General features: G+C 65.2%; 3 protein-coding genes. All 3 read left to right on the top strand.

The window, feature by feature from the left end:
• The first annotated feature begins 97 nt into the window (after positions 1–97).
• Complete coding sequence (gene aceE / locus O1Q03_RS36655; protein WP_269510405.1) at positions 98–2794, top strand: pyruvate dehydrogenase (acetyl-transferring), homodimeric type; 2697 nt, start codon at positions 98–100, stop codon at positions 2792–2794.
• A 70-nt stretch (positions 2795–2864) separates the two neighbouring features.
• Positions 2865–4523, top strand: a complete 1659-nt coding sequence (gene aceF / locus O1Q03_RS36660; RefSeq protein ID WP_269510407.1) for a dihydrolipoyllysine-residue acetyltransferase — start codon at positions 2865–2867, stop codon at positions 4521–4523.
• 273 nt (positions 4524–4796) lie between these two features.
• A partial coding sequence (lpdA, locus tag O1Q03_RS36665) for a dihydrolipoyl dehydrogenase (protein ID WP_269510409.1) occupies positions 4797–6445 on the top strand: 1649 nt, incomplete at its 3' end.

Here is a 6445-nt window from a genome sequence, read left to right on the forward strand (position 1 = left end):
CACGCTCATTACAATCCGTCGGAGCTTGCCCGCAGCCGGCCGCACCGCGTCGTCTGCCCCAGAGCGATCCTCACATTCCAGGACCCAGGAGACGAGAATGTCCGCTGTACCGAACGAAGTGATGAAGTATGTCGCCGCCGAACGTGACGACGACCCGCAAGAAACCGTTGAATGGCTCGAGTCGCTCGACGGTGTGATCTCCTCCGTGGGCACCGGCCGTGCGCATTACCTGATCGAAAAGCAGATCGAGTTCGCGCGCATGCACGGCGAGCACCTGCCGTTCTCCGCCAACACCCCGTACATCAACACGATTCCGGTCGCAGGCCAGGCGAAGATCCCGGGCGACCAGGACGTCGAGCACCGCATCCGTTCGTACACGCGCTGGAACGCGCTGGCGATGGTGCTGCGCGCAGGCAAGGACACGAACGTCGGCGGCCACATCGCGTCGTTCGCGTCGGCCGCGACGCTGTATGACGTCGGCTACAACCACTTCTGGCACGCAGCGTCCGACCAGCACGGCGGCGACCTCGTGTTCGTGCAGGGCCACTCGTCGCCGGGCGTGTACTCGCGCGCGTTCCTGCTCGGCCGCCTGTCGGAAGAGCAGCTCGACAACTTCCGCCAGGAAGTCGACGGCAAGGGCATCTCGTCGTACCCGCACCCGTGGCTGATGCCGGACTTCTGGCAGTTCCCGACCGTGTCGATGGGTCTCGGCCCGATCATGGCGATCTACCAGGCACGCTTCATGAAGTACCTGGAGTCGCGCGGCATCGCGAAGACGGAAGGCCGCAAGGTATGGGCGTTCCTCGGCGACGGCGAGACGGACGAGCCGGAATCGCTCGGCGCGATCGGCATGGCGAGCCGCGAGAAGCTCGACAACCTCGTGTTCGTGATCAACTGCAACCTGCAGCGTCTGGACGGCCCGGTGCGCGGCAACGGCAAGATCATCCAGGAACTCGAATCGGAATTCCGCGGTGCCGGCTGGAACGTGATCAAGGTCATCTGGGGCAGCCGCTGGGATGCGCTGTTCGCGCGCGACAAGTCGGGCGCGCTGATGCGCCGCATGATGGAATGCGTCGACGGCGAATACCAGACGTACAAGTCGGAGTCGGGCGCGTACGTCCGCGAACACTTCTTCAACTCGCCTGAACTGAAGGCGCTGGTCGCCGACTGGTCGGACGACGACATCTGGGCGCTGAACCGCGGCGGTCACGATCCGCACAAGATCTACGCGGCGTTCCACGAAGCGACCAACACGAAGGGCGCGCCGACCGTCATCCTCGCGAAGACCATCAAGGGCTACGGGATGGGCGAGTCGGGCCAGGCGATGAACATCACGCACCAGCAGAAGAAGCTGCCGGTCGAGCAACTGAAGAAGTTCCGTGACCAGTTCCGCCTGCCGATCACCGACGAGCAGATCGCCGACGTGCCGTACCTGAAGTTCGAGGAAGGCTCGAAGGAACTCGAATACATGCGCCAGAAGCGCATGGACCTCGGCGGCTACCTGCCGCACCGCCGCGAGAAGGCGACGTCGCTGCCGGTGCCGGCGCTCGACGCGTTCGAGCCGCTGTTGAAGGGCACGGGCGAAGGCCGCGAGATCTCGACGACGATGGCGTTCGTGCGGATCCTGAACATCCTGCTGAAGGACAAGGCGCTCGGCAAGCGCGTCGTGCCGATCGTCCCGGACGAATCGCGTACGTTCGGCATGGAAGGCCTGTTCCGCCAGATCGGTATCTGGAACCAGGAAGGCCAGAAGTACGTGCCGGAAGATTCCGACCAGCTGATGTTCTACAAGGAATCGCAAACCGGCCAGATCCTGCAGGAAGGCATCAACGAAGCGGGCGGCATGTGCGACTGGATCGCGGCGGCGACGTCGTATTCGACGCACGGCGAGATCATGGTGCCGTTCTACATCTTCTATTCGATGTTCGGCTTCCAGCGGATCGGCGACCTCGCATGGGCGGCGGGCGACATGCGCTCGCGCGGCTTCCTGCTCGGCGGCACCGCGGGCCGCACGACGCTGAACGGCGAAGGCCTGCAGCACGAAGACGGTCACTCGCTGCTGTGGGCGGCATCGGTGCCGAACTGCGTGAGCTACGACCCGACGTTCGGCTACGAACTCGCCGTCATCATCCAGGACGGTCTGCGCCGCATGGTGCAGGACCAGGAAGACGTGTACTACTACATCACGGTGATGAACGAGAACTACGAGCACCCGGCGATTCCGCAGGGCGAGCACGTGGCGGCCGACATCATCAAGGGCATGTACGCGTTCAAGAAGGCCGACGCCGACAAGAAGGCGCCGCGCGTGCAGCTGCTCGGCGCGGGCACGATCTTCAACGAAGTGATCGCCGCCGCCGACCTGCTGAAGAACGACTGGGGCGTCGCCGCCGACCTGTGGAGCGTGCCGAGCTTCACCGAACTCGCACGTGAAGGCCACGACGTCGAGCGCTGGAACCTGCTCCATCCGACCGAAGAGCGTCGTCTGTCGCACGTGCAGAAGTGCCTGAAGGACACGCAAGGTCCGGTCATCGCGTCCACCGACTACGTGCGTGCGCTGGTCGACCAGATCCGCGGCCAGATCGATCGCCGCTTCGTCGTGCTGGGCACCGACGGCTTCGGTCGTTCGGACACCCGCGAGAAGCTGCGTCACTTCTTCGAAGTCGACCGTCACTGGGTCACCGTCGCCGCGCTCAACGCGCTGGCCGACGAAGGCACGATCGAGCGCAAGGTGGTCGCTGACGCGATCGCCAAGTACAACCTCGATCCGTCCAAGCCCAACCCGATGACCGTTTAACGCACACGCGCCGTGTGACGCCGCGCGCCGCCTCCGGGAGGGGCGCGCGCGGCCATGGAGACACAAAAAGATGAGTCAAGCGATCGAAGTGAAGGTGCCGGATATCGGCGATTACAAGGACGTGCCCGTCATCGAGGTGCTCGTCAAGGTGGGCGACACCGTCGAGCCCGAGCAGTCGCTCGTCACGCTCGAGTCGGACAAGGCGACGATGGACGTCCCGAGCCCGGCAGCCGGCACGGTCAAGGAAGTGAAGATCAAGGTGGGCGATTCCGTGTCGGAAGGCACGCTGATCGTGCTGCTCGAAGGCGGCGCCGCGGCGCAGCCGAACGGCGCGGCCGCACCGGCGGCGGCTCCGGCTCCGGCGGCAGCGCCTGCACCGGCAGCGGCCGCTCCGGCAGCCGCACCGGCAGCACCGGCTGCATCGGGCGGCACGCTCGAAGTGAAGGTGCCCGACATCGGCGACTACAAGGATGTCCCGGTGATCGAGATCGGCGTGAAGGTCGGCGATACGGTCGAGAAGGAGCAGTCGCTCGTCACGCTCGAATCGGACAAGGCGACGATGGACGTGCCGAGCCCGGCCGCCGGCGTCGTGAAGGACATCAAGGTCAAGGTGGGCGACTCGGTATCGGAAGGCACGCTGATCGTGCTGCTCGAAGCCGCAGGCGCACCGGCTGCCGCCGCACCGCAGGCAAGCGCTCCGGCGCCGGCCGCTGCTGCTCCGGCGCCGGCTGCCGCACCGGCACCGGCGAAGGCTGCACCGGCTCCGGCGCCGGCTGCTGCCGCGCCGGCCGCTGCGTCGGGCGAATACCGCGCGAGCCATGCGTCGCCGTCGGTACGCAAGTTCGCACGCGAGCTCGGCGTCGAGGTCGCGCGTGTGCAGGGCTCGGGTCCGAAGGGTCGCATTACGAAGGAAGACGTCACTGGCTTCGTGAAGGGCGTGATGACGGGCCAGCGCGCGGCACCGGCCGCGGCAGCTGCGCCGGCAGGGGGCGGCGAGCTGAACCTGCTGCCGTGGCCGAAGGTCGACTTCTCGAAGTTCGGCCCGTTCGAGGCGAAGCCGCTGTCGCGCATCAAGAAGATCTCGGGCGCGAACCTGCATCGCAACTGGGTGATGATCCCGCACGTCACGAACAACGACGAAGCGGACATCACCGAGCTCGAAGCACTGCGCGTGCAGCTGAACAAGGAGCACGAGAAGGCGGGCGTGAAGTTCACGATGCTGGCCTTCGTGATCAAGGCGGTCGTCGCGGCGCTGAAGAAGTTCCCGACCTTCAACGCGAGCCTCGACGGCGACAACCTGGTGTTCAAGCAGTACTACCACGTCGGCTTCGCGGCGGACACGCCGAACGGTCTCGTCGTGCCGGTGATCCGCGATGCGGACAAGAAGGGTCTCGTCGACATCGCGAAGGAAATGGCCGAGCTGTCGAAGGCCGCACGCGACGGCAAGCTGAAGCCGGACCAGATGCAGGGCGGCTGCTTCTCGATCTCGTCGCTCGGCGGGATCGGCGGCACGAACTTCACGCCGATCATCAACGCGCCGGAAGTGGCGATCCTCGGGTTGTCGCGCGGGCAGATGAAGCCGGTGTGGGACGGCAAGCAGTTCGTGCCGCGACTCACGCTGCCGCTGTCGCTGTCGTATGACCATCGCGTCATCGATGGCGCGGAAGCCGCGCGGTTCAATGCGTATCTCGGCGCGTTGCTGGCCGATTTCCGTCGCATCATTCTTTGATGAGATGAGGGGCTCGCGGGGCGTGGTTTTTTCTGTTCGCCATGTCCCGTCGTTGAACTTGTTGCGATTACGGTCTATTAGCGTCGCCCCTGCGCGGGGCGGCGGTCACTTTTCTTTGTCTTCCAAAGAAAAGTAACCAAAAGAAAGGCGCGTCCTTGGGCGGACGGCAAAGGTGGTCCTGCCCAGGTTCGCGTTCTCTCGTCAGGCCGTAGTCCCGGTTCATACGCGAGTTTCCCATCCCTCTCTCAGTAGCCAAACAAGAAGGGGACGTACATGAGTCTCATCGAAGTCAAAGTTCCGGATATCGGCGATTTCAGCGGCGTCGATGTCATCGAAGTCAACGTGAAACCCGGCGACGTGATCGAAAAAGAGCAAACGCTCATCACGCTCGAATCCGATAAAGCCTCCATGGAAGTGCCCAGCGACGTCGCCGGCACCGTCAAGGAAGTCAAAGTCAAAGCCGGCGAGAAAGTCTCGCAAGGCACCGTCATCGCCATCGTCGAAGCATCGGCAGGCGCAGCCGCGCCCGCACCCGCGAAAGCGCCCGAAGCGCCGCAGCCCGCAGCAGCTGCACCGGCTCCGGCCGCAGCCGCGCCGCAAGCCGGCAGCTACAGCGGCGCCGCCGACATCGAATGCGACATGCTCGTACTCGGCGCCGGCCCCGGCGGCTACTCGGCCGCGTTCCGCGCAGCCGACCTCGGCATGAAGACCGTGCTCGTCGAACGCTACTCGACGCTCGGCGGCGTCTGCCTGAACGTCGGCTGCATCCCGTCGAAGGCACTGCTGCATACGTCGCTCGTCGTCGAGGAAGCCGCGGCGCTCGCGTCGCATGGCATCACGTTCGGTAAGCCGCAAGTCGACCTCGACAAGCTGCGCGACTTCAAGGGCGGCGTCGTCAAGAAACTGACGACGGGCCTCGCCGGCATGGCGAAGGCACGCAAGGTCGAAGTCGTGACGGGCACGGGCGCGTTCGTCGATCCGTTCCACATGGAAGTGCAGGGCGAAAACGGCAAGAAGGTCGTCAAGTTCAAGCAGGCGATCATCGCCGCCGGCTCGCAAGCGGTGAAGCTGCCGTTCATGCCGGAAGACCCGCGCGTCGTCGATTCGACGGGCGCGCTGGAGCTCCGCCAGCTGCCCAAGCGCATGCTGGTGATCGGCGGGGGCATCATCGGCCTCGAAATGGCCACGGTGTACTCGACGCTCGGCGCCGAGATCGACGTGGTCGAAATGATGGACGGCCTGATGATGGGTGCGGACCGCGATCTCGTGAAGGTCTGGGAAAAGTACAACGCGAAGCGCTTCGGCAACGTGATGCTGAAGACCAGGACGGTCGGCGCGGAAGCGAAGGAAGACGGCATCTACGTGAAGTTCGAGGGCGAAAAGGCCCCGGCGGAAGCGCAGCGCTACGACCTCGTGCTGGTCGCAGTGGGCCGCAGCCCGAACGGCAAGAATATCGGCGCCGACAAGGCCGGCGTGGCCGTGACCGATCGCGGCTTCATCGACGTCGACAAGCAGATGCGCACGAACGTGCCGCACATCTTCGCGATCGGCGACGTCGTCGGCCAGCCGATGCTCGCGCACAAGGCCGTGCATGAAGGCCACGTCGCAGCGGAAGCCGCACACGGCGAGAAGGCGTACTTCGACGCACTGCAGATCCCGTCGGTGGCGTACACGGATCCGGAAGTGGCGTGGGCCGGCAAGACGGAAGACCAGTGCACGGCCGAAGGCATCAAGTACGGCAAGGCGGTGTTCCCGTGGGCCGCATCGGGCCGCGCGATCGCGAACGGCCGCGACGAAGGCTTCACGAAGCTGATCTTCGACGAGGAAACCCATCGCGTGATCGGCGGCGGGATCGTCGGCCTGAACGCAGGCGACCTGATCAGCGAAGTGTGCCTCGCCGTCGAGATGGGCGCGGACGCGGA

This window comes from Burkholderia sp. IMCC1007 (assembly GCF_027257875.1).
Taxonomy (GTDB): Bacteria; Pseudomonadota; Gammaproteobacteria; order Burkholderiales; family Burkholderiaceae; genus Burkholderia.